At 72.4% G+C, this 25,700-nt stretch carries 21 protein-coding genes; 17 read left to right on the forward strand and 4 right to left on the reverse strand.

The genetic code is table 11. The annotated features are described in order from the left end of the window. The first annotated feature begins 151 nt into the window (after positions 1-151). A complete protein-coding gene (locus tag ACVW19_RS21935; protein WP_457461074.1) occupies positions 152-1,264 on the forward strand; it encodes a hypothetical protein in 1,113 nt (370 codons plus the stop codon). Between the two features lie 113 nt (positions 1,265-1,377). Next, the gene (locus ACVW19_RS21940; RefSeq protein ID WP_457461075.1) at positions 1,378-2,331 is read left to right on the forward strand and encodes a LysR family transcriptional regulator; all 954 of its coding nucleotides are present in this window, start codon (positions 1,378-1,380) and stop codon (positions 2,329-2,331) included. 64 nt (positions 2,332-2,395) lie between these two features. Here ACVW19_RS21940 and ACVW19_RS21945 read toward each other — a convergent pair whose 3' ends face one another. Next, on the reverse strand, positions 2,396-3,667 hold the full coding sequence (locus ACVW19_RS21945; RefSeq protein ID WP_457461076.1) for an MFS transporter: 1,272 nt from the start codon (positions 3,665-3,667) through the stop codon (positions 2,396-2,398). Then, positions 3,664-4,254: a cysteine hydrolase family protein gene (locus ACVW19_RS21950; RefSeq protein WP_457461078.1), complete on the reverse strand. Its 591-nt coding sequence runs from the start codon at positions 4,252-4,254 to the stop codon at positions 3,664-3,666. Before ACVW19_RS21950 ends, ACVW19_RS21945 begins: the two co-directional genes overlap by 4 nt. 305 nt (positions 4,255-4,559) lie before the next feature. Here ACVW19_RS21950 and ACVW19_RS21955 point away from each other — a divergent pair, with 305 nt between their 5' ends. Next, a complete protein-coding gene (locus ACVW19_RS21955) occupies positions 4,560-5,744 on the forward strand; it encodes an FUSC family protein (RefSeq protein WP_457461080.1) in 1,185 nt (394 codons plus the stop codon). A gap of 62 nt (positions 5,745-5,806) precedes the next feature. Here the strand turns inward: ACVW19_RS21955 and ACVW19_RS21960 are convergent, their stop codons facing one another. Next, positions 5,807-6,133 (reverse strand): plasmid stabilization protein, encoded by a 327-nt coding sequence (locus tag ACVW19_RS21960; RefSeq protein WP_457461081.1) that lies wholly within the window; start codon positions 6,131-6,133, stop codon positions 5,807-5,809. A 227-nt stretch (positions 6,134-6,360) separates the two neighbouring features. Between ACVW19_RS21960 and ACVW19_RS21965 the strand changes: the two genes are divergently transcribed. From ACVW19_RS21965 to ACVW19_RS21995, 7 genes are all read left to right on the forward strand, one after another. Continuing rightward, positions 6,361-7,341 carry an SDR family NAD(P)-dependent oxidoreductase gene (locus tag ACVW19_RS21965; protein ID WP_457461083.1) on the forward strand — a complete coding sequence of 327 codons (981 nt, stop codon included), beginning with the start codon at positions 6,361-6,363 and terminating at the stop codon, positions 7,339-7,341. A 67-nt stretch (positions 7,342-7,408) separates the two neighbouring features. Then, complete coding sequence (locus ACVW19_RS21970; RefSeq protein ID WP_457461084.1) at positions 7,409-8,299, forward strand: SDR family oxidoreductase; 891 nt, start codon at positions 7,409-7,411, stop codon at positions 8,297-8,299. Between the two features lie 639 nt (positions 8,300-8,938). Next, entirely contained in the window at positions 8,939-10,519 is a 1,581-nt protein-coding gene (locus ACVW19_RS21975; protein WP_457461086.1) for a S8 family peptidase, read from the forward strand. A gap of 302 nt (positions 10,520-10,821) precedes the next feature. Next, the gene (locus tag ACVW19_RS21980) at positions 10,822-12,123 is read left to right on the forward strand and encodes a DUF4190 domain-containing protein (protein WP_457461088.1); all 1,302 of its coding nucleotides are present in this window, start codon (positions 10,822-10,824) and stop codon (positions 12,121-12,123) included. A gap of 147 nt (positions 12,124-12,270) precedes the next feature. Next, positions 12,271-13,023, forward strand: a complete 753-nt coding sequence (locus ACVW19_RS21985) for a GntR family transcriptional regulator (protein WP_457461090.1) — start codon at positions 12,271-12,273, stop codon at positions 13,021-13,023. A gap of 407 nt (positions 13,024-13,430) precedes the next feature. Next, positions 13,431-13,619 (forward strand): SPOR domain-containing protein, encoded by a 189-nt coding sequence (locus ACVW19_RS21990; RefSeq protein WP_202276432.1) that lies wholly within the window; start codon positions 13,431-13,433, stop codon positions 13,617-13,619. Between the two features lie 65 nt (positions 13,620-13,684). Then, positions 13,685-14,098, forward strand: coding sequence for an NUDIX hydrolase (locus tag ACVW19_RS21995; protein ID WP_457461092.1), 414 nt, complete (start codon positions 13,685-13,687; stop codon positions 14,096-14,098). Positions 14,099-14,184: 86 nt separating this feature from the next. On the opposite strand, the gene ACVW19_RS22000 is transcribed toward ACVW19_RS21995, so the two are convergent. Beyond that, positions 14,185-14,976: a DUF2249 domain-containing protein gene (locus tag ACVW19_RS22000; RefSeq protein WP_457461094.1), complete on the reverse strand. Its 792-nt coding sequence runs from the start codon at positions 14,974-14,976 to the stop codon at positions 14,185-14,187. A gap of 88 nt (positions 14,977-15,064) precedes the next feature. On the opposite strand from ACVW19_RS22000, the gene ACVW19_RS22005 reads away from it, so the two are divergent. The 7 genes from ACVW19_RS22005 (at position 15,065) to ACVW19_RS22035 (ending at position 25,700) form a co-directional block, all read left to right on the forward strand. Next, a complete protein-coding gene (locus ACVW19_RS22005; protein WP_457461096.1) occupies positions 15,065-15,832 on the forward strand; it encodes a helix-turn-helix transcriptional regulator in 768 nt (255 codons plus the stop codon). Then, complete coding sequence (locus tag ACVW19_RS22010; protein ID WP_457461098.1) at positions 15,829-17,478, forward strand: hypothetical protein; 1,650 nt, start codon at positions 15,829-15,831, stop codon at positions 17,476-17,478. Before ACVW19_RS22005 ends, ACVW19_RS22010 begins: the two co-directional genes overlap by 4 nt. Positions 17,479-17,624: 146 nt before the next feature. Then, entirely contained in the window at positions 17,625-20,270 is a 2,646-nt protein-coding gene (locus ACVW19_RS22015) for a multicopper oxidase domain-containing protein (protein ID WP_457461100.1), read from the forward strand. 148 nt (positions 20,271-20,418) lie between these two features. Beyond that, positions 20,419-20,826, forward strand: a complete 408-nt coding sequence (locus ACVW19_RS22020) for an ATP-binding protein (RefSeq protein WP_457461102.1) — start codon at positions 20,419-20,421, stop codon at positions 20,824-20,826. Between the two features lie 291 nt (positions 20,827-21,117). Then, positions 21,118-23,874 carry a SpoIIE family protein phosphatase gene (locus tag ACVW19_RS22025; RefSeq protein ID WP_457461104.1) on the forward strand — a complete coding sequence of 919 codons (2,757 nt, stop codon included), beginning with the start codon at positions 21,118-21,120 and terminating at the stop codon, positions 23,872-23,874. Positions 23,875-23,918: 44 nt separating this feature from the next. Then, positions 23,919-24,488 carry a GNAT family N-acetyltransferase gene (locus ACVW19_RS22030; RefSeq protein ID WP_457461106.1) on the forward strand — a complete coding sequence of 190 codons (570 nt, stop codon included), beginning with the start codon at positions 23,919-23,921 and terminating at the stop codon, positions 24,486-24,488. Between the two features lie 87 nt (positions 24,489-24,575). Continuing rightward, positions 24,576-25,700 (forward strand): hypothetical protein, encoded by a 1,125-nt coding sequence (locus tag ACVW19_RS22035; RefSeq protein ID WP_457461107.1) that lies wholly within the window; start codon positions 24,576-24,578, stop codon positions 25,698-25,700.

A 25,700-nucleotide genomic window follows, 5' to 3' on the forward strand; every position in this document is an offset into this window, starting at 1 on the left:
CGTCGTTGAGCAGGTCCATCGCCCGGGGACACTGGGCCGCGTCGAATGGGTACGGGGTGCCGGGGGTGAGTCGGTGAGGACGGCGGGGGCGGGCCCGGTGTTCCGGTGGGTGCTGCTTGTGGGGCTGCTGCTGGTGGGGGCCGGGGCCTGCGTGTCTGAGACGGCGACCGAGATCGAGCTGGTCGAGCTGACGGTGCTGGAAGAGCGGTCCGACGGTCGGTGCGTGGTCGAGTGGAACGATCCCTGGGCCGGCCTGCGGGAGGGCGAGTACCTCTGCGATCTCGGACGCGATCCGTTGCTGTTCGGCCCTCCGGTCCGAGGGGACGGCCCTGAGGGGTGGGACATGGGCTGGATCGAGGCGGAGGGCCCGGACCGAGGGGATCTCGCCTCGGTGGAGACGTGGGACGACCGGATTGACCTCGCCGACGAGTTGTTCCTGCTCGGTCTGCTGCCGGTGCTGGTGGGCCTGGTGGGCGGGGGTGCCCGTCTGGTGCTGCGGCTGCGGGGGAGGCACCACGGGCCGATCGGGGTGGGCTCGATGCTGCCCTGGCACACGGTGGGGAGGCAGGCAGGGGGTGCGGTCCTCCTGATCCTCGCGCCCCTCCTGGGGCTTTTCGGCCACGACCTGTTCACCGGTATCCCGGAGGATGTCGCCCGCCACCGGGCCTACCGGGACGCCGTTCCCTGCTCGCCGACCACGCCGTACCAGAAGGGGGAGCAGTGCCTGCGCGCGGTGGACTTCCGGGTGGTGGACGTGGTGACGGTGACGCACGCGAAGGGTTCGGACGATCACGAGCTGACCTTGGCCGGCTCCGGCCGCTGGGACGGAACGGTCCGGATGCGAGGCGAAGAGCCGCTCTTCCACCGCCTGGAGCGGGGTGAACGGGTCACCGGAACCGTCTGGCGCGGCGAGGTGGTGGCCGTCGCCCGGGGCGACGTGCGGCAGGTGACGCAGAACGAACCGCTGTACCAGCCTCAGTTGGTCGCCGCCACCAGCGTCTACCTGGGCTACCTGGCGGCCCTGGGGGTGCTTGCCGGCCTCGCCCACCTGCTCCGTCCGCAGCGTCACGGCAGCGCTCTGTGGTGCTGGTTCGTCCTTCCGCTGGTGGTGACCGGGGCGGGGGTCGCTCTGACGGCCTGGGCGGTCGGAGCCGCGGGTGACCGGCCGGTGTCCCCCCTGGCGCTGTGCACGGCCGTGGTGCTGCTGTTGCAGGCAGGGCCGGTCGCGGTGCTGTTCCACCGGGTGAGGCGCGCGTGGGGGTGAGGAACAGGGCGGCGAGCGGCCCGCGGTCGCGTGGTCCGTAGCAGGTCACAAGGGCTCCGGGAGGCAGTAGGGTCCGTCTCATCCAGTTCGCTCGTGACCGAGAGGGGGCATTCGTGGACCTCGAGGCCCTTCACTCCTTCCTCGCGGTGGCCAGGCACCGGAGCATCTCCAAGGCCGCCGCCGCCCTCTACGTCACCCAGCCGACCATGAGCCAGCGGCTGCGCCGGCTGGAGGAGAGCCTCGGTTTCGCGCTGTTCGAACGCGGCTGGACCGGCGTGGTGCTCACCCCCCAGGGGTCCTACTTCCTGCCCTACGCCGCCCAGCTCATCCGGGACCTGTCGAACGCCTCGGCGGTCCTCGGCGGCAAGGACCCGGCCAAGCCGCGGAGCTTCGCCGAAGTGGCCGGCCATCCGCACCGGGTCATGTTCGGCGTGGACAACTGGCTGTCCGAGCGCTCCGTACGGGCCGTGGTGAGCAGCGCGCTCGGTGACTACGGAGCCGACGAGTTCCGGGTCACCAGCCGGCCCGCCACCACCCTCATCGACCTGCTGGAACTCAACCAGCTCGACGCCGGGCTCTTCTACTCCACGGAGCCCGACCACCCGTTCGGCACCGAGGTCATCGGCACCGAGGACATGGCGCTGGTCCATCCGCCGGGGACCGTCCTGGAGGAGATCAGCGCCCTCGCCCTGAAGGACCTCCTCTCCCGTCACCGGTTCGTCCTGTTCGACAACCCCGTGCTGACCCACCACGCGCGGATCACCACCACGCTGATCGAGACGTACGAGATCTCCCGGTTCCACGTGGTGGACGACTACCGGACCATGCACGCGCTCATCCGGCTGGGCGAGTGCATCACGGTCGTCCCGGCCGGAGTGGTCCTCACCGACGGGAACCGGTGTGCCACGGACCTCCCCGCGACCCCGCTGCCCGGACTGCTGCCGGAGATCAACGTCACCGTGGGCATCAGTGACGCGGGACGGGACCACGGGGTGACCGAGGCGTTCGCACGGTCGATCGCGGGATTCCTGGACGAGGCGGACGCCGAAGCGCCCGGAGCCGGATGACCGTGTGCTCACACGCGGGTCGCCCGGTCCGGGCGGCGGGGGCCTGGAGGGTGGAGGACGGGCGCTAGGCGCCCGCGGGGGCCGTGACGGCCGGGTCCGTGCTGCCGGTGCGGCCGGCCTTCTTCGGTGCCGTCTCCTGGAGGAAGGAAGCGGCGACCACGCAGAGCAGCAGTCCGCCCAGTGCCAGGTAGAGGACGGTGTGGATGCCGTGGTTCTGAGCCAGGTATCCGGCGACGGACGGGGCCACCCCGCCGCCGAAGATCTCCGCGACGCCCATGACGGTGCCCGCGGCGGCGCCCATCAGGCCGGCCGGGACGGACTCCACGGTCACGGTTCCGGCGAGCAGGGCCAGACAGCCGTTGGCGCCGAAGGCGACGAAGAACAGCAGCAGGAACAGCAGCGGCACCACCGGCCCCTGCAGGATGAAGCCGACCAGCATGGCCATCGCCAGCAGCAGGGAGACGACGACCACGGGCTTGCGGCCGAACCGGTCGGACAGCCCGGGGATGACCAGCTGCCCCGCGAAGGCGCCGAAACCGATGCCGGAGGCGATGACGCCCATCTGGGTGGTTCCGATGCCCTGGTGGTCGACCAGGTAGCTCGGCACCATCGCGCTCAGCACGAAGATGCAGGTCATCGCGCCGCACAGCGCCAGTATGGCCAGCCGGATGTTCCGGTAGCGGAAGACGTCCAGCCAGCGGGTCCGCTCCTGGGGAGAGACGGGGACGACGGCGGACTCGAAGGCCGGCAGCTGGTGCGGCTCGCGGATGACCCGGAAGACGAAGTAGGCCAGCACCAGGCCGGGCAGCAGCATGATGGCGAAGACCCAGTGCCAGCTCGGCAGGATCCTCAGCAACTGGGTGGCGATGATGGGGCCCAGGCCGACACCGAACAGGGCGAAGGTGCTCTGCTGGATGCCCATGTTCAACCCTCGCCGCCCGGGCCGCGACGCCTCCGCCGTGGCGGTCACCGCGGTCGGGGAGAACGCCCCCTCGGTGATGCCCATGACGACCCGCACCAGGAGCAGGCTGACGAGCCCGCCGACCATGCCGGTCAGCAGCGAGCAGACCGAGAAGAACACGATCGAACCGACCAGGACCTTGCGCCGCCCCAGCCGGTCGGAGAGACCGCCCATGAGGAGGGAGGAACAACCCCAGGCCAGACCGAGGACACCGATGATGTTGCCCAGGTCCTGATAGTCGAGCCCGAGTTCCTTCATCATCGAGGGGAAGAGCGGGCTGATGATCCAGCGGTCCAGGCCGACGAGACCGAATCCCAGGGACAGCAGCAGAACAGCCGAGCGCTCATATCGGACGTCGTATTCTTTTGTTGTCATGCCGCGCTTCCTTCTCTGCTTTCGCTTTCGCGGATTTCCGCGACCAGCTCTCCGCTCTTGAGAACCCGGCCGAAGAATGTGCCCATGGTGTCCTCCGTCGCCTTCTGCGCCGCGTCGCTGCGCGCTCCGGTGGCGTCGGCGACGAAAGCCACCTTGAAGTCGCGCATGTACGCGCCGCGCGCGGTGGAATCGCAGCAGACCTCGGTGAGGGTGCCGATGATGATCACCGTGTCCACCTGGCGCAGGCCCGAGATGCCGGCCAGCACGCTTTCCAGCCGCGTGTTGTGGAAGGCGTCGTAGCGGTGCTTCTGAACGACGACGTCCTCGGGCTCCGGTGCGAGGGCGTCGACGACCTGCGCGCCGAACGTGCCGCCGCGCATGCCCGCGGTCAGCAGCGCCGGGTTGTAGGTGGATTCCAGCGGGGACACGTCGAACGTGTCGAGCAGAACGTGCTGGGTGTAAATCACCGGAATGCCGGCCTCTCGGCACCCGGCGATCACCTTCTGCATCTCCGGTATCCGCCGGCGTGCCATCGGCACCTCCATCGGATACCCCTCCAGAACGAAATCGTTCTGCATGTCGATCACGAGCAGTGCCGTATTCTTCGGACGTATGCGCCACATCGCGTTCAACGGATGGACCCCTCTTGCGCGGTGAAATGCGGAAGGCCTGGGAACCGGCCCGGATGATTGAGGCATGAGCCTAGCCGCGAAGGGTGTTTCCTCGGATATAGGAATTCTTTATACCGTCCCGGCCGGCCGCGTACGCGTGTCCTGGACTGCGCCGGGGTACCCGCGCCGATGCGAAAGGGCGGGGTGGGGGGGGCGGCCGACGCGAGGGCGCACCACGTCGGAGGCCGGGAGGAGCGGATGCGGAACAGGAGGAGGATCGGTTGGCAACGTGGCTTCTGAGGGTGGCTCGCCGGCTGGGGTGGGAGCTTGCCGCGGTGGGCCGTAGCGCCCGCTCCGCGCTGAGGCGTCCGGGCCCCGAACGGGACACCATGGTGCAGTCGCTCAAGGCCGCCGGCGCGGCGATCGCCGCCTGGGCGCTGACCGGATGGTGGCTCGAAGCGCCGATGGCCCTGCTGGCACCCTGGACCGCCATCGTGCTGGTGGCGGGCACCGTCTACCGGTCGGTGCACTCGGGGGTGCAGCAGTTCGCCGTCATCGTGGTGGGCACGCTGTGGGCCTCGGCGGCACTGGCCGTCACCGGGAATTCCACCCTGGGCGCGATGGCGCTCACCCTGCCGCCCCTGGTGCTGATCGGCAACTATCGCCGACTGGGCAGCCAGGGCATCTACGGCGCCACCACGGCCCTGTTCGTCATCACCTACGGCGCGTCCACGGCGGGAGCCGTCGGCCACCGGCTGCTCGAGACGCTGATCGGTGCCGTGGTCGGCGTCGGGGTCAACGCGTTCGTGCTGCCGCCGGTGCATCTGCGCAGTGTGCGGGAGAACCTTCATGCGCTGGTCCACCACAGTGGGGAGCTACTGGCCTCGGTGGCCGAGGGGCTCCGTGAGGAGGACGGGCTTTCGGACGCCGCGGAGTGGCACGACCGCGCCTGGCGGCTGGGTGGGGCGGTGCGGGCCCTGGCCGATGCCAGGCGGTGGACCTCGGAGAGCTACCGGTTCAACCCCGGGTGGCGGATGCGCCGCAACGGTCCCGCGCTGCCCCCGGCCGAAGCGGACATGGCCTGGGAGCGCATCAGCGGTCATCTCGTCGCCATCACCCGCACCCTCGAGGGCACGGCCGGCGACGAGTCGCGCCTGGTGGCCCCTTCCTCCGCGTACCTGGACCGCTGTGCCGAAGTGCTGGGGCAGGCGGCGACCGTGTGTCGCGTGGACGCGGAAGTCCTGGAGGAGGCCGGACGGCCCCCCTCCGCATCGCGGCAGGACCGGCGGGACGCCGCACTGAAGGAAGCGCTGACCGCCCACGACGCACTGACCACGGACATTCAGCGGGAGGAAGGGGCGGCGGTCGCCACGGGCGGCGAACTCGTCGTCGAGACCCACCAGCTTCTCTGCGAGCTGGCGAACGCGGCTGAACGCCATCGCCGCGCGCCCGCACCGGAGCGGTAGAGGCGGGCGCGCGGCGCCGGCAGGGCCGCGGGCGGCCGTGCCGGTCCGTTCCGGCGGGAGCGTCAGCGCCCGACGGCCTTGCGCAGTTGTTGCTTGCTCATGGACGAACGGCCTTCGATGTTCTTCTTCTTCGCCTCTTCGTAGAGCTGATCCTTCGTGGGGCCCTGCGCACCCCTGTGGGAACGCTCTCCGCCCCGCTGCGAGGCGGACTTCGGGTCCTGTGCGGAGGTTTTGCCCGAGGTCTTGGCCTCACCCGAACGCGCACGCTCCTTGTTCACCGTGCGCGCGGCGATCTCCTTCGCACGCCCCTCCGACCTGCCGCGCTCCTCGGCGCTCTCCTTGATGTGCTCGTACTGCCGCTCTCGCTCGGCGTTCGATCCGGACGGCATGACGTGTCTCCTCTGTCTCGCATGTCCCACACGGGTGTCACACGGGCACCGGCGCTCTGCGGGTACCCGCAACCAGCGGCATGCCGCACCGCGCTGCCGCACCGCGCTGCTCCACCGCGCCGTGCCGCAGGCGTCAACCGCGCACGACATGGGCACTCGTCCGCGAGGCACCCCGGTCCGCAACGCCAGGAAGCCGCGCGGGCCGCGCACCGTACAAGGAGGCCGTGATGTCACCTCGGACCGCTTCCCCGTCCATCCGGGGACTGTCAGCCGTGGTCACCGGCGGCTCGCGAGGGCTGGGACTGCTCCTCGCGGACGAGCTGGCGGCTCAGCACTGCGCCGTGACGATGGTCGCCCGGGACGGCGAAGAGCTGACCCGGGCGGCGGACCTGCTCCGTCGGCGCCGCGGGGCACGCATCCGTACAGCGGTGTGCGATGTGCGGGACCGTGCGGCCGTGCGGGACGTGCTCGGCGAAACCGCCCGGGAATGCGGAGGCGTCGACCTGGTGATCGCCAACGCGGGGATCATCCAGGTGGCGCCCGTGGAGGCCGTCGGCGCCGAGGAGTTCCGGTCCGCGATGGACACGATCTTTTACGGCGCGTTGCACACGTCGCTGGAGGCGCTGCCGTATCTGCGGAGGAGCCCGGCCGGCGGCCGGCTCGCGCTGATCGGTTCGGTCGGCGGGCTGCTCGCCGCACCGCATCTGCTGCCGTACTCCTGCGCCAAGTCCGCCGTGGGAACGCTGGCGGAGGGGCTTTATGCCGAAGCCGCCCGCGACGGGGTCACCGTCACCGCCGTCCATCCGGGCCTCATGCGCACCGGTTCACACCTGCACGCCGTTTTCGGGGGTGAGCAGGAGAAGGAATTCGCCTGGTTCTCGACGGTGGCGGGCATGCCGTTGGTGTCCATGGACGCCGGCCGTGCGGCGAAGGCCGTCGTCCGCGGCATCCAGCGGCGGCGTACGCGCATCGTGCTCACGCCCGCCGCCCGCGCGGCCGGCCTCGTGCACGGGGTGGCACCGGCGCTCACCACCCGGGCCACCTCCCTGGTCGCACGCATGCTGCCGTCTGCCGGGGACGGCCGTCGAGGGTTTCGGAGGGGCGCCGAGGTCGGACCCCCGTCCCATCCGGTGGCGCGCAAGGTCCGTGCGTGGGGCAGCGCGCTCAACGACCGCGCGTCGAGGGCGTACAACCAGCGTTCCGTGTGACGGCCTGGTGCGGTGCGAACAGCGGGCGACGTGAACAGGAGGGCGACGTGAACAGGAGGGCGACACGATGACGAACGGAAACGACGCACCGCAGGACCCCGCCGGCCTGCACCCGCAGCCGGACTTCCCCTCGCAGGACCAGCCGCACCCGGGGTGGACCGGTCCGATGGACCCGCCGCCCGACCACGGCGAGGATTCCTACCGCGGCAGCGGGCTGCTGCGGGACCGGAGGACCGTGGTCACCGGAGGTGACTCCGGTATCGGCCGAGCGGTCGCCCTCGCGTTCGCCCGGGAGGGCGCCGACGTCCTGTTCACCCATCTGCCGGAGGAAGAGGACGAGGCACGCGAGACGACGCGGCTCGTGGAGGAGGCGGGCCGGCGTGCCGTGGCCGTCGCCTGCGACATCCGCGAGGAATCCCAGTGCCGGTCACTGGTCGAGAGGGCCGTGGCGGAATTCGGGCGCATCGACGTCCTCGTCAACAACGCCGCCTACCAGATGGCTCAGCCGAAGGGCATCGGCAGTATCTCCACCGAGCAGTTCGACCGGGTCGTGCGCACGAACCTCTACGGCATGTTCTGGCTGTGCAAGTTCTCCCTGCCGCACATCCCGGCGGGTGGCTCGATCATCAACTCCGCGTCCGTCCAGGCCTACAAGCCCACCCCCCATCTCCTCGACTACGCGATGACGAAGGGGGCGATCGTCACGTTCACGCAGGGCCTGGCCCAGATGCTCACGTCCGACGGGATCCGGGTGAACGCCGTGGCGCCCGGGCCCGTGTGGACCCCGCTGATCCCCGCGACGCTGGAGGACACCGCCGAGTTCGGCAAACAGAGCCCTCTCGGCCGCCCCGCCCAGCCGGCGGAGATGGCACCGGCCTATGTCTATCTGGCCTCGGCGCAGGCCAGTTTCATCACCGCGGAGATCCTCAACGCGACGGGCGGTACGCCCCTGCCCTGACCCCGTACGACGTGGCCGGGGCCGGTGGAGCCGGTACGGCCGGTCACCCGCGGGAGCGGTACGACGGCCGACCCGCGGGTGAGTGGGCCCGTACGACGAAGCCGCCGTCCGCCCGCCGGCCCGCGCTGAGGTCGCCGCCCGGGAGGTCTACCCGTTCGCGGAGACCGGCGGGGCCCCGCGGTGATCTCGTGTTCGCTGTGCCGCACTTCGGCTGAAGTGCGGCTTTTGCGTGTGCGTTTGAGGGGTTCGGCGGCGTCTCCCGCACCATGCGGTGGGCCGCGTGGGCCGCGTGGGCGGCGAGGGTCGGCGCCGGGGTGAGGCGGGCGACCGGCCGCCGTCTGCGCGCGGCGAGCGAAGAGGCGTGCGAAGCGCCGGCACGGCCTGCGCGACGCCGGAGGAGCGTCGGCGAAGGCCCGGCAGGAATATGACGCGCGCATGGCAGGCCTGTTTCGTTCGCGCAGGGCCCTTGTGCGATTCCTGTGGAACCCTCAATCTTTCATCTGGCGCACGGAGTTGACCGGTCACTGAGAGTTGTCATGATCAGGTCAGTGATGGGTCCGCTGTGCCACCCGCGCAGTACGTGCGTCGACCGCACCACCCCCCACAGCAACGCACCACCGACTGAGGAGGAACCCTCACATGGCAGTGATGCGTCACCCCCGGCGAAGAATGGCCACCCTCGGCGTCGCGACCAGCGCGGCGCTCGTGGCGGGGCTCGTCGCCGCACTCCCCGCCGGCGCGGCCCCCGCCGCTGCCGAAGGCCGCATCCAGTACGAGGGCGCGGCGAACGCCGTCGCCGACAGTTTCATCGTGACCCTGAAGGCGGACGAGGCGAAGGCCGACTCCGCCAAGGGCCGCGCCCTGGCGGAGAAGTACGGCGCCGAGATCGAGCGGACCTACACCAAGGCCCTCAACGGCTACGAGGTCGAGGCCTCCGAGGCCGAGGCGAAACGTCTCGCCGCCGACCCGGCTGTCGCCTCGGTGATCCAGAACCGCACCTTCCGCATCACCGCCACCCAGCCCAGCCCGCCCTCCTGGGGCCTGGACCGCATTGACCAGCGGAACCTGCCGCTGGACAACTCGTACACCTACCCGGACTCGGCCGGAGAGGGCGTGACCGCCTACGTCATCGACACCGGCGTCCGCATCACGCACAACGACTTCGGTGGCCGTGCCTCCTACGGCTATGACGCCATCGACAACGACAACACCGCCCAGGACGGCCACGGCCACGGCACCCATGTCGCGGGCACCGTCGCCGGCAGCGCCTACGGCGTGGCCAAGAAGGCGAAGGTGGTCGGCGTCCGGGTGCTGAACAACTCCGGCTCCGGCACCACCGCCCAGGTCGTCGCCGGCATCGACTGGGTCGCCCGGAACGCGGTCAAGCCCGCCGTCGCCAACATGTCCCTCGGCGGCGGCGCCGACAGCGCCCTCGACACGGCCGTACGCAACGCGGTCGCCTCCGGCGTCACCTTCGTCGTCGCGGCGGGCAACGAGTCCACCAACGCCTCCACCAAGTCCCCGGCCCGCGTCGCCGAGGCGATCACCGTCGGCGCCACCACCTCCAGCGACGCCCGCGCCAGCTATTCCAACTACGGTTCGGTCCTCGACCTGTTCGCCCCGGGCTCCTCCATCACCTCCGCCTGGAACAGCGGCGACACCGCCACCAGCACCATCTCCGGTACGTCCATGGCGAGCCCGCACGTCGCCGGAGCGGCCGCCCTCCACCTGGCCGCCAACCCCTCGGCCACCCCCGCCCAGGTCTCCTCCGCGCTGACGGCCGCCGCCACCACCGGCGTCGTAGGCAACCCGGGCAGCGGTTCCCCCAACCTCCTGCTGAACGTGGGGGAGGGCGGCACCACCCCGCCGCCCACCGGAGACCGCTTCGAGAGCACCCAGGGCGTCACCGTCCCCGACCGGTCCACCGTCGAGTCCCCGATCACCGTCTCGGGCGTCTCCGGCAACGCACCCTCCGACCTGGCCGTCGACGTGGACATCACCCACACCTACATCGGTGACCTCCAGGTCCAGCTGATCGCCCCCGACGGCACGGCGTACACGCTGAAGTCGTACGGCACCGGCGGCAGCACGGACAACATCAAGACCACGTACACGGTCGACGCCTCCTCGGAGACCGCGAACGGCACGTGGAAGTTGCGGGTGAGCGACAACGCCTGGTTCGACTCGGGCCGGCTCAACGGCTGGGCCCTGCAGTTCTGACGTAGGTCCTGACCCCGCGTCAGCGCTGTTCCTGTGCCTCGTCCCCGTGGTCGGGCTCCGGGTCGGTGACCCGGCCGCCCGCCGCGGGGGCGGGGCATGTGGCATGCGGTGAGAGGTCCTGAGAGGTCCTGAGAGGTCCTGAGAGGTACGCAGTCCCGCGGACCCGGCCCGGCCCGAACCGGGGGTACCCCGACGGTTCCCGCGTACAGCCCGCTTACGATGCGCGCGGAGCCGTATGTCGGCCCGCGTCCAGCGTATGCACCTCTCCGCGTCAGCACGGCAGAACCAGGAGCACGGCACCCGTGTCCATACCCCCGCCCTCCGGGCCCCGTCAGCCCGAGGGCTTCCAGGGTCCGCATGCCCAGGGGCAGTACCCCCAGGGGCAGTACCCCCAGGGCCCGTACGCCGCTCCGCAGCCGCAAGGGGCCCATCCGCCACCGCAGTTCCCCTACGGGACTCAAGGTCCCCATGGCCCCCACGGCCCTTATTCCCCGTACGGCCCCTACGGGCTCCAGCCCCCGGCCGCCGGTGGCGACGCCGTCAACGGGGTCGCCATCGCCGCCCTCGTGTGCGGCCTGCTGTGCTTCCTGCCGGCCGTCGGGCTCGTGCTGGGGCTGATCGCGCTGTGGCAGATCCGGCGGCGCCCGGAGCGCGGCCGGGGCATGGCGATCGCCGGGTCCGTGCTGTCCTCCGTCGGGCTGGCGCTGTGGGTGCTGTCGCTCTCCACCGGCGCCGTGGCCGACTTCTGGGAGGGCTTCAAGGAGGGGGCGCGCGGCAACACGATCCTCGCCCTGGAGGAGGGCGACTGCTTCGACTCGCCCGACGGCCTGGTGGGCTGGGCGATCGAGGCCGACCAGGTGCCCTGCTCGCAGGAGCACGACGGGGAGGTCTTCGCCCTCGTCACCCTGCCCGACGGCGCCTTCCCGGGCGACGACAGCCTCGTCGACACCGCCGACGACCGGTGCTACGCCCTCCAGGACGGCTACGCCATGGACGCCTGGGCCCTGCCGTCCGACGTGGACGTGTACCACATCACGCCGTCCCGGGAGAGCTGGGACTACGGCGACCGCGTGATCACCTGTGTGTTCGGCAACCGGGACGCGGACGCCACCCTCACCGGGTCGCTGCGCCGGGACGAGAGCACGCTCGACGCGGACCAGGTGGCCTACCTGAAGGCCACGCACGTCCTCAACGCGGCGCTGGACCAGATCCCCGTGGCGGAGGCCGAGGAGGATCTGCCCGGCAACCAGAAGTGGGCGGGGCGGATGTCCGAGGCGCTGGCCGAGCAGAGCGGGATGCTGCGGGAGCACGAGTGGCCCGCCGGCGCCGAGGGGCCGGTGACGAAACTCGTCGGTGAGCTCGAGAGGGCTGAGGCCGCATGGGAGAAGGCCGCCGAGGCCGACGGCCTGGACGCCTTCCACGAGCACTCCGCCCAGGGGTGGGAGCTCATCGATCCCGACAAGGGGGTCGCCGCGCGCAAGGCTCTGGGCCTGACCACCACCCCGCCGACGTTCGACGAGGGCGGGAGTGAAGACGGAAGTGAGGGCGAGAGCGGGACCGGAGGCGGGGACGGCGGGGCCGGTGACGACAGCATCGAGGTGTGAGGGCTCCTGCAGCGGGGAGAAAGTGCCTGGGTAAGGACCATGGCAAGGACCCTTCATCACTTCGAGTGATTCTCTGGCCTTTGCTTGCCCGGTACAACCTACGGTTGCCACCCTGTCGCTATCTGTACAACCTGACGGGAGCGGCCAGTGACATTCGGTGAGCAGCCGGCATATCTGCGTGTCGCGGGTGATCTCCGCAAGAAGATCGTCGACGGTCGGCTGCCACCGCACACCCGTCTCCCGTCCCAGGCGAGGATCCGCGAGGAGTACGGCGTCTCCGACACGGTCGCGCTGGAGGCGCGCAAGGTGCTCATGGCGGAGGGCCTCGTCGAGGGCCGCTCCGGCTCGGGGACCTACGTCCGGGAGCGGCCCGTCCCCCGGCGCATCGCCCGTTCGGGGTTTCGTCCGGAGCGTGGTGCCACCCCGTTCCGGCAGGAGCAGGCGGACGGGAGCGTGCAGGGCACCTGGGAGTCGAGCAGTGCGCAGGCCGATGCCTGCGGGGCCATCGCCGAGCGGCTCGAGATCGAGCCGGGCGACCGGGTGATGCGCACCCGGTACCTCTTCCGGGAGGCGGGCGAGCCGATGATGCTCTCCACCTCCTGGGAGCCGCTCGCCCTGACCGGCCGGACGCCCGTGATGCTGCCCGAGGAGGGACCGCTCGGCGGCATGGGCGTGGTCGAGCGCATGCGCGCCATCGACGTGATCGTGGACAACGTCACCGAGGAGGTCGGCGCCCGCCCCGGTCTCGCCGAGGAGTTGGCGTCGCTGGGCGGCGTCCCCGGTCACGTCGTCCTGGTCGTCCGGCGCACGTACTACGCCTCGGGCCGCCCGGTCGAGACGGCCGACGTGGTGGTCCCCGCCGACCGCTACCGGGTCGCGTACCACCTCCCGGTGAAGTAGCCGCCCCGTCCCGGGACATCGCGGGCGACGGCCTCGGGGGACCGCCCCGGAGCCGTTGCCGGGCCCGAAGTGCTCCCTCTGCGCCCCACCCGCGCCCCGTCCCTGCGTCCGGGGCGGGGGCGGGGACGGCGGCATGCCCGGTCGGGCGACGTAGAAATCTGGCCGTTCTCGCAGGTGGCCCCCGAGCGGGGGATGCCGGGGCGGCATGCCGCTGACCGGATACGTCGGGCTTGCGCACGGCGCGTTCGCCACCGTGCGCCCCCTGGGTACTGGCTGGTTGCGTACCTCTTTGTGCAAACCCATGTTCGCTGCGTAAAGGTAAGGCGTAGGCTCGGGCATATGCGGATTGGGGTTTCCTTACCGGGCTGGGCGCGGCGCAGGTCGCGGGCGGGAAGTGGAGGGGCGCGATGAGCGACGGCACGGCCACGCTTCCCTGGCTCGTGGTGCGGCAGGACGACAACGGCAACCGGTACCGCGTGGGCCGGTACGCGACCCGGGCCGAGGCGCAGAAGATCGCGGACAGTCTCGACGGCCGCGGGCACAAGCAGCTGTACTGGGTCGAGCGCATCGGGCAGAACGCGACGGCCGCCGACTGACGTCACGCGTCCCGGTAGGGTCCCGTTCGACTGCGGTTCGAACGAGCGGAAACGGGACGGGTTCGGTGCTGATCGACACGGTGGCCTGGGTACGGATCGAGAAGGGCCGCATCCTGTGCGCGCGCCCGCGTGGAAAGGACGTCTTCTACATCCCCGGCGGCAAGCGCGAGGGGGCGGAGAGCGACGTCGAGACGCTGCTGCGGGAGATCAGGGAAGAGCTCGCGGTCGCACTCGACCCGGACACGGCCGTCCACGTGGGCACGTACGAGGCGGCGATCCCCGGGACCCTCAAAACCCCCGGCCTTCCCAAGGGCGCGGTCGTCCGGATGGCCTGCTACACCGCCGAGGGCGAGGGGGAGCCGGAGCCGAGCAGCGAGATCGAGGAGATGGCCTGGTTCTCGTACGCCGACCGGGAACTGGTGCCGCCCGTGGACCAGTTGCTCTTCGACGATCTGGCCGCCACCGGCGAACTCACGTAGACCCCGCACCCTTCGCCCGTCCCCTCGCGCACGTCCGGGGCCTCATCGCCGGTTCGCGGTGAGGCCCCGGACGTCGTTCCGCCCGCTCAGCGGCGGGTGAGCAGCAGGCGCCAGGCCTCCGGGCCCCGCTCCAGGTACTCGACCGCGAAGACGCCGGGGTTGCGCCGCTCGAGCTGGCCCAGCAGCGGCAGCGGGTCGTGCGGGGCGATCAGCACCATGGCGCGGCCCGCGGGAACGGCGTCGAGGGCGCCGAAGACCGTGGCGTGGCGCAGGGCGTGCGGGACGGCGCGGGCGTCCAGTTCGGGCACGTCGGCGTCGTCGTGGCCACCGCAGCCGCAACCGCCGCCGGACTTCTGCCCGCCTTCCGCGGCCGTGCCGCCCTCGGTGTCGTCATGGCCGCCCAGGATGTCGTGCATTCCCTCGAGCAGTCCGGCGAGGGAGACGTCGGAAGAGGCCGCGATCAGCGGCAGCACGAGGTCGTTCTCCTTGGCCAGGTGCTCCTCGAAGAGCACCTGGAGCGCGCGGGCGTCGCCTGCCGCGCGGGCCGGGGAGGGAGCGGAGCGCAGTGCCTCCACCAGGTCCGTGATCCTGCGGTGCTCGGCGAGCATGCCCTCGATCAGCAGGCGGGCCTCCGCGGTCCGGTGCGCCGCGGGGTAGAGGGCCGACTCCTCGGCCTCGGCGTGCGGGAGGAGTTGCCGGTCGCAGAAGGCGACGAGGCCGGTCCGGATGTCCTCGGCCGAGGCGGGGTCGCGGTCCAGCGCGTCGAGCAGCATCGTGACCCGCCCGCCCAACTCGCCTGCCAGCTGGGCGTGGTGAGCCTCGACGGCTTCGGCGGCCGCGGCCTCCTCGGGGTCCGACGCGATGGTGAGAGTGCTCATGCGGAGTCTCCAGCGGTTGAGGTGCGCCGTGCGGCTCGGAACGAGCCGGGCGGCCGGACGGACGCTGCGCCTCGAATATACTACGGACATGTCCGTGGAAAATAAGCCGCCACTCCCGGGCGGCGGAGCCGGTGACCGGCCGCCCGTGTCCCGGCAGCGCAACGCCGTCCTCCAGCACCTGCGCGGTCAGCCGCGGCCCGCCACGGCCACCGCGCTCGCGCGCGAGTGCGGGCTGCACGTCAACACCGTCCGGGAGCACCTGGACGCGCTGGTGGAGATCGGGCTCGCGGTCCGCGAGCGGGCCCCGGCCGCCGGGCGCGGCCGACCCGCCTGGCGCTACCGTTCCCAGCCGCCGCAGCGGTCCGCCGTCCGGGAGTACGCCGGGCTGGCCGCCGTGCTCGCCGCGCAGATCGCCCGGACCGGCGCCGACCCGAGAGCGGACGCCCTGGCCGCCGGGGAGGAGTGGGGCCGCGCCCTGACGGCCGGTCAGGAACCCACCTCGAGCGCGGCGGAGGCCCGCGAGCGGGTGCTGACGCTGCTCGACGAGATCGGCTTCGCACCGGAGGCCGACGAGGCGGGGCGGCGACAGGGCGAGGAACGGGTGCGGCTGCCGCGATGCCCCTTCATCGAGGTCGCCCTCGAGTACCCCGGTGTGATCTGCAACGTCCACGCGGGGCTGGCCCGCGCGGGCTACGCCGCGCTGGGCGGCGACCCGGAGGGAGTCTCCCTGCACCCCTTCGCCGAGCCGGGCGCCTGCCGCCTCCACTTCGCCACCGGCCCGGAGGCCGCCACCGGTCCGGACCCGGCAGGGGGAGGTCCGAAGGCCGCGACCGACCCGGCCGGGGACCTCGGATGACCGCCACCGAGGCCCCGGACCCGACCCCGGCCCCGGACCCGACCCCGGCCCCGGACCCGACCCCGGCCCCGGACCTAACTCCGGACCCGGACCCGACCCTGGCTCCGGACCTAACTCCGGACCCGGACCCGACCCTGGCTCCGGACCTAACTCCGGACCCGACCCTGGACCCGGACCCGACCCTGGCTCCGGACCTAACTCCGGACCCGGACCCGACCCTGGCTCCGGACCTAACTCCGGACCCGACCCCGGACCCGGACCCGACCCTGGCTCCGGACCTAACTCCGGACCCGGACCCGGATCCGGACCCGACCCTGGCTCCGGACCTAACTCCGGACCCGGACCCGGATCCGGACCCGACCCTGGCTCCGGACCTAACTCCGGACCCGGACCCGGATCCGGACCCGACCCTGGCTCCGGACCTAACTCCGGACCCGACCCCGGACCCGGACCCGACCCTGGCTCCGGACCTAACTCCGGCCCCGGCCCCGGACCCGGACCCGACCCCGCCCCAGGCCCCGCCTCAGGCCGCCCGTCGGGCCGGTGCCCGCCGGGCGGTGCTGCTGTTGCCGGCCGGGCTCGCCCTGTCGGCCGGGCTGGACGCCGCGCTGCTGCTGCTCGGGCTGCCCGCCCCGGTCACCGCCGACCGGCTGCCGGAGGTCCACGGCGTGCTCATGGTCCTGGGCTTCGTCGGGACGCTGATCTCACTCGAACGGGCCGTCGCGCTGGGCCGCCCCTGGGGGTACCTTTCCCCCGGTTCGCTGGGCGTGGGCGGCCTGCTGCTGATCAGCCCGGTGGACCTCCGCGTCGGGCAGGGGCTGTTCGTCCTCGGCACCGCCCTGCTGCTCGCCCTGTACGTCCGCTTCTGGCGCCGCCGACCCGGCCCCGCCCTGGCGGGCCAGGCCGCGGGCGCGGTCTCGGCACTCGGTGCGGCCCTGCTGTGGCTGGGCGGACTGGACGTGCCCCGGCTGCTGCCCTGGCTGGTCGCCTTCCTGGTGCTGACCATCGCGGGGGAGCGGCTGGAACTGGCCCGGGTGGCCTTCCTGGCACCGCGCACCGAGCAGACCTTCCTCGTCTGCGTCGGGGCCGTACTGGCCGGCACCGCCGCCACCCTGCTGTGGCCCGTGCCCGGCACCCTGCTGCTCGCCGTCGCGCTGCTCGCCCTGGTCGCCTGGCTGACCACGTACGACGTCGCCCGCCGCATGCTGCGCTCGACCGGGCTGCCCCGGTTCTCGGCCGCCTGCCTGCTGGCCGGGTACGTCTGGCTCGGCCTGGCGGGTGTGCTGTGGCTGTTGGACGGGCCGATCGCCGACGGTCCCCGCTACGACGCCCTGGTGCACTGCGTCTTCCTGGGGTTCGTCATCTCGATGATCATGGCGCACGCCCCGGTGGTCCTGCCCGCCGTGCTGCGCCGCCCGCTGCCGTACCGCCCGGTGCTGGCCGTCCCCGCCTGGCTGCTGCACCTCTCGCTGGCGCTGCGCGTCCTGCTCGGTGACCTGCGCGACTCCACCTCGGCCTGGCGGGTGGGCGGGGTCCTCGACATCGCCGCCGTCCTGCTGTTCGTCGGGACGGCGGCGGTCCTGTCCGTGACCGCCGGCGCGGCGCCGCACACCGAGCCACGACCCGCGGAGAAGCAGGCCCAGTGACCGTGAACCCCTCCTCCGAGAGCCCTGAGACCCCTGAGATCCCTGGGACACCTGAAACCCCTCGAACGCCCGGAGCACCCAGAATCCCCGCCGAGCTGCCGTCGTCCGGGCGGCCGCGACCACCCCGTGCTTCCTGGCACCTGCGGGTGAACGCCGTGGTGGCGGGCTGGCTGGTGCTCTTCGCCGTCGCCGCGCTGGTCCACCCCTTCGTACCGGCGGCCCGCTGGCTGCTCGTCCATCTGCTGCTGCTCGGGGCGGTGAGCAACGCCGTCGTCATCTGGTCGGGGCACTTCGCCCCCTCCGTACTGCGGCTGCCCGAGGCCGACCGGGGAGCCCCGGCGGCGCTGCGGCTGGCCGCCCTCAACGCCGGGGCCGTCGCCGTGATCGCCGGCATGCTCGCCGACCACTGGCCCGTCGTGCTCGCGGGCGGCACGGTCGTCGCCACCGCCGTCGCGGTCCACGCCGTCTGGCTGGTCCGCCTGCTGCGGCGGGCCCTGCCCAGCCGCTTCGCCCTGACCGTGCGCTACTACGTTGCGGCCGCCGCGCTGCTGCCGGCGGGGGCCGCGATGGGTGTGATCATGGCCCGCGGCGGTCTCTCCGACGACGGCGCCGCCCGCCTGCTGATCGCCCACGAGATGGTCAACCTCCTCGGCTGGCTCGGTCTCACGGTGGCCGGAACCCTCGTCACCCTGTGGCCGACGATGCTGCGCACCCGGGTGGCGGACGGCGCGGAGAAGGCGGCCCGCACCGCCCTGCCGGTCCTGCTCGGCGGCCTCGGCGCGGCCGCCCTCGCGGCGCTCACGCTGCCACCGGCGCCGGCCGCGGCCGGCGCCGGCGTCTTCGTGGCGGGGCTGGTGCTCGCGGGCGTTCCCTGGATCCGCGAGGCGCGGGTGCGGGCGCCGTCGTCGTTCGCGGCCTGGTCGGTGGCGGCGGGAACGGTCTGGCTGCTCGGCGCGCTGGCCGCACTCATGGCGATCCTGCTGACCTCGGCGTCATGGCCCGCGGTGGTGGAGCGGACGTCCTCGCTGACCGCCCCGCTGGCCGGGGGCTGGATGGCGCAGGTGCTCATGGGCGCGCTGAGTTTCCTGGTGCCCGTGGTGCTCGGGGGCGGGCCCACCACCGTACGGGCCACCACCGCGGCACTGGAGCGCGGCGGCCCGGCCCGGCTGACCCTCGTCAACCTGTCGTTGCCGCTGTGTGTGCTGCCGGTGCCGAGCGTGGTGCGCGTGATCGGCTCGACGGTGCTGCTGGGGGTGCTGGTCGCCTTCCTGGCGCTGCTGGTCACAGCCGTGCGGACGAGGGCGACGGCCCGGCCGGCGGCTCGGCCCGTCGTGCCGCGGCAGCGCCCGTACCGGGGGCTGGGCGGTGTGGCCGTCGGTGTCGCGGTGGCGGTGCTGGCCGTCGCCGGCGGCGGTGCGGTGGACGTACGCTCCCTGCCCGTGATCGGCTCGCCCGACGCCGCCACCGAGGACGGTGAGGCGGTGCCGCCCACCGGCCGGACCACCACGGTGACGGTCACCGTCCGCGGCATGCGCTTCACGCCGGGCACCGTCGAGGTGCCCGCGGGCGACCGGCTGGTGATCAAGGTGCACAACCTCGGAACCGACCAGCACGACCTGGTCCTGGAGACCGGCGCCCGCACCGCCCGGCTGGCCCCGGGGAAGTGGGGCACGCTCGACGCGGGCGTCGTCGGACGGGACCTGGACGGATGGTGCTCCGTGGTGGGCCACCGGCAGATGGGCATGGTGCTCACCGTCGAGGCCACCGGTTCCCCCGAGCGGTCCGCAGCGGGACACGGGGACGCAGCGGGGCGTGAGGGTCATGAGGGGCATGAGGGACACAAGAGGAGTGCTTCGGCCGCCGAGGGCAGCGGCAGCGAGGAGGCGGCACGGGACTCTGCCGAGGACGCCTTCGATCCCATGGCCGAACCGCCCGCCGGATTCACCGGCCGTGACGCGCAGTTGCCGCCCGCACGCGAGGACACCGCTCCCCGGACGCACCGCAGGACCCTGACCGTGCGTGACGCCGTACGCGAGGTCGCCCCGGGCGTCAGGCAGCGGCTGTGGACGTTCGGCGGGACCGCTCCCGGGCCCGTGCTGCGCGGACGGGTCGGCGACGTCTTCGAGATCGAGCTCGTCAACAGCGCAACGATCGGCCACTCCGTCGACTTCCACGCCGGAGCCCTGGCGCCGGACCGGCCGATGCGCACGATCCCGCCCGGCGAGTCACTGACCTACCGGTTCACCGCCACCCGCAGCGGTGTGTGGATGTACCACTGCTCCACGATGCCCATGTCGCTGCACCTCGCCAACGGCATGTTCGGGGCCGTCGTCATCGATCCGCCGGACCTGCCGGAGGCCGACCGCGAGTACCTGCTCGTCCAGTCGGAGCTCTATCTCGGTCCGCGGGGCGGGACCGCCGACCCGGACAAGCTGACGGCCCAGCGGCCCGACGCCGTCGTCTTCAACGGATACGCCAACCAGTACGCCCGCGACCGGCTGACCGCGCGCACCGGCGAGCGGGTGCGGGTGTGGGTGCTCGACGCCGGACCGAACCGGTCGAGCGCGTTCCATGTGGCCGGCGGCCAGTTCGACACGGTGTACCAGGAGGGTGCCCACCGGCTCCGCCCGGACGATCCCGGCGACGGTGGCGCACAGATCCTCTCGCTGGCCCCGGGGTCGGGGGGATTCGTCGAACTCACCTTCCCCGAGGCGGGTACCTATCCGTTCGTCTCGCACATCATGAGCGATGCCGAGCGCGGGGCCCGCGGCGCGTTCGAGGTGACGAACTGACGAACCGGCGAACTGACGGCCCGATGAGCTGACGGCCCGATGACCGATGTCCGTACGCGCGGTACTCGGACCGGGATACCGGGTATGTGCCCATTAGCCCCATGAAACCTGATATGGGGAGCCTGTTGTCAGCCCCGGAGTGACGGAAGTGATCCGCGTGATCGACACCGAAGACGACCGTGTCACGTGGACTTTCCCCGCGGACCCGGGCGCCGTGGGCGCCGCGCGCTCCACGGTCCGCGCGCAGTTGCACGGCTGGGGTCTCGACGGCGTCGGCGACCTGGCGGCCCTGCTGGTCAGCGAGCTGGTCACCAACGCCCTGCGGCACGCCACCGGTCCCATCGGTGTCTGCCTGTCGCGTCCCTCCGGCCCGGACGGCGTCCTGCGGGTCGAGGTCTCCGACCCGCTGCCGGACTTCCCGCACGAGCGCGTCGCCCGGGCCGAGGACGAGGGCGGGCGCGGGCTGCAGCTCGTCGCCCGCACCGCCCGCCGCTGGGGTACCCGGCCGGGCGAGGTCGGCAAGACCGTGTGGTTCGAACTCACGGTGCCCGAGTGAGGCGTTCGCGCCCGGCTGAAACGAGGCGCCGTGCCGCGCCTCGGCCGTGTACGCACGGGCCACTTCTGTCGAGCGGCCGGTTCCGGCCCCTGATGGTTGTCGAAGAAGGGGGTTCGATGACGTGTCCGCTGGTTAGAAGACTGGGAGTGTTCTCACAGTTCGGACCGAAAAGCATCGGGAGCGTGCTGTGATCGTGAACACCGTGTTGTGTGGCGCCGTAGTGCTGGATACTGCGGGCAGCCGCCCCCGGCGACCGGTGCCGGACGCGGTGAGCTGGAGGGGACGGTTCGCGTGAGCGAGATACCAGCGAAGGCCACGGAGTCCAAGGACCCGTCGGACGGCGCAAGGGCCGAGGCCGCTGACGGCCTCACTTCCGGGGATGCCTGGTCCGGCGACGCCGAGTCCGCCGGCGTTTCTCCCGTCGAGGCCTTGGCCGCCGACGCCTCTTCCGGCACCCCTTCCCTCACCGACGTCCCGACCGTCGACGGGATGTGGCAGAGCAGCCCTCCCGGCTCCATGTACGACTACATAAAGGTCGCGTCCTTCTCCATCGGCCCCGACGGACTGGTCGACCAGTGGAGCCTGCGCGCCGAACAACTCCTCGGCATCCCGGCGGAGCGGGCCGTCGGGATGGACCCCATCGCGGCGTTCGTCGACCCGGACCGGCGTGAGCGGGGCCAGCGCAAGATGGCCGAGATCCTCGACGGCCGGGAGTGGACCGGAGTCGTGCCCTTCCGGATCCCCGACACCGTGGACGACGAGCCCGGCCGGGAGGGAATCGCCGAGGTCTACGTCATGCCGACGCGCACCGAGGAGGGCGAGAAGGCAGCCGTCTGCATCGTCGTCGACGTGCGCACCCTGCGCAGCATCGAGACCGATCTCGCCGCCTCGCAGGCCATATTCGGCCAATCCCCTTTCGGCTTCCTGCTGATCGACCCCGACCTGCGGGTGCGCCGCGCCAACCAGCGGTTCGCGTCCATCTTCGGCGGCGTGCCCGACGACCACCGGGGCAAGGGTGTCCACGACTACCTGCCGCGCGCCGAGGCCGAGCGGGTGGCCGCGACCATGCGCAGGGTGCTGGAGACCGGCGATTCCATCACGGACATGCACGTCACCGGATTCGTCCCGGACGCCGACGGGCGCCGCCACTGGTCGGTCAACCTCTACCGCGTGCACAGCGGCAGCGGCCGTCCCATCGGCATCGCCTGGCTGGGAACCGACATCACCGCCCGCCGTGCCGCCGCCCGCGAGGCCGCCGCCGCACGGCGCAACCTCGCCCTGCTCAACGAGGCCGGTGCCCGGATCGGCAATTCCCTCGACCTGGAGACCACGGCCCGCGAACTCCTGGACGTGGTCGTCCCCGGCTTCTGCGACCTGGCCACCGTCGACCTCTACCAGGGGCTGCTGGCCGGTGACGAGACCCCGCCGGGACTGGCCGACGGCAGTGCGGACGTGCGCCGCGTCGCCTTCGCCAGCGCCGTCTCCGAAGTGCCGTTCAGCGTCATCGGCAAGCCCGTCGAGCTGGGCGCCGTCCACAACTACGCGTTCAACTCGCCGTGCGCGGACGCCCTGCGCACCGGCCGTCCGCGACTGGTGCCGGGCGAGGAGGGCGGGCTGGTGCGGACCACGCTCGCCGTGCCGATGGTCGCCCACGACACGGTGGTCGGGCTCGCCCGGTTCGCCCGTACCAAGGGCAGCGAGCCGTTCGGGGAACGCGACCGCGACCTCGCCGTGGAACTGGCCGCGCGCGCCGCCGTCTGCATCGACAACGCCCGCCTCTACCGGCGCGAGCACGAACGCGCCCTGCTGCTGCAGCGGTCCCTGCTGCCGCCCGGCGACCCGGAGGCCTCCGGCCTCGACATCGCCTGCCGCTACCTGCCCGGCAGCGCGACGACCGGCCGGTCCGGCGAGGTCGGCGGCGACTGGTTCGACGTCATCGAACTGCCCGGCCACCGCACCGCGTTGGTCGTCGGGGACGTGATGGGGCGGGGGCTGCGTGCCGCGGTGGCCATGGGTGAACTGCGCAGTGCCGTCCGCACCCTGGCCCAGCTCGACCTCGAACCCGCCGAGGTGCTCTCCCATTTGGACGAGATCGTTCAGGGGCTCGGCGCCCCCGGAGGGGTCCAGCAGGCGACCCGGGCCGCCCGCCGTCCCCGGGAGGCCGACCTCTCCGAGGTCTACCTGGCGACCTGCGTCTACGCGGTCTACGACCCGGTGACCAGGCGGTGCACCTTCGCCAACGCGGGCCATCCGCCGCCGGTCCTGGTCGAACCGGGGGAGGCCGCCCTGATGCTGGACGTGCCGCCGGGCATGCCGCTCGGCGTCGGCGGGGAGCCCTTCGAGGAGGTCGAGGTCGAACTGCCCGAGGGCGCCCTGCTCGCGCTCTACACGGACGGGTTGGTCGAAAGCCGCGACCACCCCCTCGACGAGGGTCTCCAGGCCTTCGTGGGCGCCCTCACCGACCCGCCCCACCCGTCGCCCGGCCACCACCCCGCGACGTCGGCGCTGCGCGCCGACACCCACAGAGACCTGGAGGACGTCTGCGACCACGTCCTCAACACCCTCAACACCCACCACGGCGAGGACGACATCGCGCTGCTGATGGCCAGGGTCCAGGGACTGCCCGCCGATTCCGTCGGCGACTGGACGCTGCCGCGCGAACCCCGCAGCGTGGGCCGCGCCCGCGAGCACGCCCGCGCGCAACTGCTCGCCTGGGACCTGGAACCCCTCGTCGACACCGCGGAACTCCTGGTCAGCGAGCTGGTCACCAACGCCCTGCGGTACGGCGAGGGAGAGATCAGGCTCCGCCTCCTGCTCGACCGCACCCTGGTCTGCGAGGTCTGGGACTCCGGCCTGGTCCAGCCGCGCCGCCGCCGCGCCCGCGACACCGACGAGGGCGGCCGCGGCCTCCAACTCGTCGGCCTGCTCAGCGCGGCCTGGGGCTCCCGCCGTACCCCCCGCGGCAAGACCGTCTGGTTCGAACTCCCCCTCCCCGGCGGCGAGACCTCCCTCCCCGACCCGGCCGAAGCCCTCATGAGCCTTTTCTGACCCCCGACACGTCGACCGACCGCCGCTCGTCTACGCTCGCCCCCATGTCCCCGATCCCGACGGCCCCGATCCCGTTACGCCTGGCAGCCGGCACCCTCACCCTGCGGCCCTGGAGCCCGGAGGACTCGGCGGGTCTGGCCGAGCTGTACCAGGACGAGGCGATGCGCCGCTGGGCGAGCGCCGCCGTGCACGACGAGGCGAGCGCGGCCCGCTGGGTGACGGCACAACAGCGGGGCTGGGAGAGGGGAGACCGGTTCGCGTTCGCCGTGCAGGAGACGGGAGTTCCCGGCTCCGCGCCGCGGCTCGTCGGCAACGCCGTCCTCAAGTGCGCGGCCAGGGGATCGGGTTCCGCCGAGGTGGGCTACTGGACCGCGGCGCACGCCCGCGGCCGGGGAGTGGCCCACCGGGCCCTGACGGCGCTGACCGGCTGGGCGTTCGAGGCCTTCACCCGGGAAGGCCTGACCCGCCTGGAGCTGGTGCACCAGGTCGACAACGTGGCGTCCTGCCGCGTCGCCGAGAAGGCCGGTTTCGCACTGACCGGTGTCCTCCCGGCCGCACCCCCCGCCTTCCCCCTGGACGGACACGTGCACGAACGGCACGCGCCCGCCGCCTGACACCGCAACCGCGGGCCCCTCGCCGTCGTCCTCCTCCGCAAGATCAGCCGTGCGGCCCGGACGGGTCGGCGGCGGAGGGGACGCGCGATGTCAGGCACGGAGCCCACGAAGTCCACTGAGCCCACAGAGCCCGCGGAGTCGGCCGCACCCGGATCCGCGGACGCGGAGCACACCCGGGACCGGCCGGGTGAGCGGCCCCGGAGCTGGAAGCGCCGGCTCATGTGGACCACGCTCGCGGTCGTGCTCGTCGTCCTGGTGCCGCTGCTGACCGCCGGGGCGGTGTTACGGGTCAACTTCGCCGGCGACCCCGCCGACGGGACCTACACCCGGGACCGGGACGCCCTCTGGCTCGGGCACGCCTGGGTCGACGGGCGGAAGAAGGACGCCGACGTCACCGCCCTCGCCCGCCGCCTCGAAGGCACCGGGATACGCGACCTCTACGTCCACTCCGGACCCCTGGAGCACGACGGAAGCCTGCCGAAGTCCCGGTATCCGCAGGCACGTTGGCTGATCGAGTCCGTACACCGGGAGATACCCGGCGTCCGGGTCCAGGCCTGGCTCGGCGACATCCTCGCGCCCGAGCACCCCGAGGCGCTGCACCTGGAGCGAGCCGAGTCCCGCGCCGAGATCCTCCGCTCCACCCGGGAGATCCTGGACACCGGCTACGACGGCGTCCACTTCGACCTCGAACCCCTGCACTCCGGAGACGGAAACTACCTCGAGCTCCTCGACGCCCTGCACGAGGAGACCGGCTCCCGCGACGTGCCGCTGTCCGTCGCCGCCCACCAGATCGACCCGCTCCCCGGCTTCCACTCCTTCTGGGGCGCTGTCACCGGCCACCCCAAGTGGTGGTCGCAGGAGTTCTTCGGGCAGGTCGCGCGCCGCGTCGACCAGATCGCCGTCATGTCGTACGACACCATGCAGCCGCTGGAGGGCACCTACGGCGGCTATGTCGCACAGCAGACCGCGCTCGCCCTGGAGGTCACCCCGCCCGGCACCGACCTCCTCATGGGTCTGCCCTTCTTCAAGGAGAACCGGTTCGGCCACTGGGCCCACGCCGAGACCGTCCCCGCCGCCGTCCGCGGTGTCCGGCTCGGGCTGTCCCGCGCGGACGCCGGGCGCCCCCGCTTCGGCGTCGCCCTCTACGTGGACTTCGCGGCGACGGAGGCGGACTGGACGGCGTACCGGAAGGGCTGGGTGGACAAGCCCTGA

The organism is Streptomyces sp. TE5632 (assembly GCF_054061295.1).

Coding starts and splice junctions, on each gene's coding strand:
- ACVW19_RS21945 (WP_457461076.1), bottom strand. CDS start 3,667: ATGACAACAAAAGAATACGACGTCCGATATGAGCGCTCGGCTGTTCTG.
- ACVW19_RS21960 (WP_457461081.1), bottom strand. CDS start 6,133: ATGCCGTCCGGATCGAACGCCGAGCGAGAGCGGCAGTACGAGCACATC.
- ACVW19_RS21965 (WP_457461083.1), top strand. CDS start 6,361: ATGTCACCTCGGACCGCTTCCCCGTCCATCCGGGGACTGTCAGCCGTG.
- ACVW19_RS21970 (WP_457461084.1), top strand. CDS start 7,409: ATGACGAACGGAAACGACGCACCGCAGGACCCCGCCGGCCTGCACCCG.
- ACVW19_RS21975 (WP_457461086.1), top strand. CDS start 8,939: ATGGCAGTGATGCGTCACCCCCGGCGAAGAATGGCCACCCTCGGCGTC.
- ACVW19_RS21990 (WP_202276432.1), top strand. CDS start 13,431: ATGAGCGACGGCACGGCCACGCTTCCCTGGCTCGTGGTGCGGCAGGAC.
- ACVW19_RS22000 (WP_457461094.1), bottom strand. CDS start 14,976: ATGAGCACTCTCACCATCGCGTCGGACCCCGAGGAGGCCGCGGCCGCC.
- ACVW19_RS22005 (WP_457461096.1), top strand. CDS start 15,065: ATGTCCGTGGAAAATAAGCCGCCACTCCCGGGCGGCGGAGCCGGTGAC.
- ACVW19_RS22010 (WP_457461098.1), top strand. CDS start 15,829: ATGACCGCCACCGAGGCCCCGGACCCGACCCCGGCCCCGGACCCGACC.
- ACVW19_RS22030 (WP_457461106.1), top strand. CDS start 23,919: ATGTCCCCGATCCCGACGGCCCCGATCCCGTTACGCCTGGCAGCCGGC.
- ACVW19_RS22035 (WP_457461107.1), top strand. CDS start 24,576: ATGTCAGGCACGGAGCCCACGAAGTCCACTGAGCCCACAGAGCCCGCG.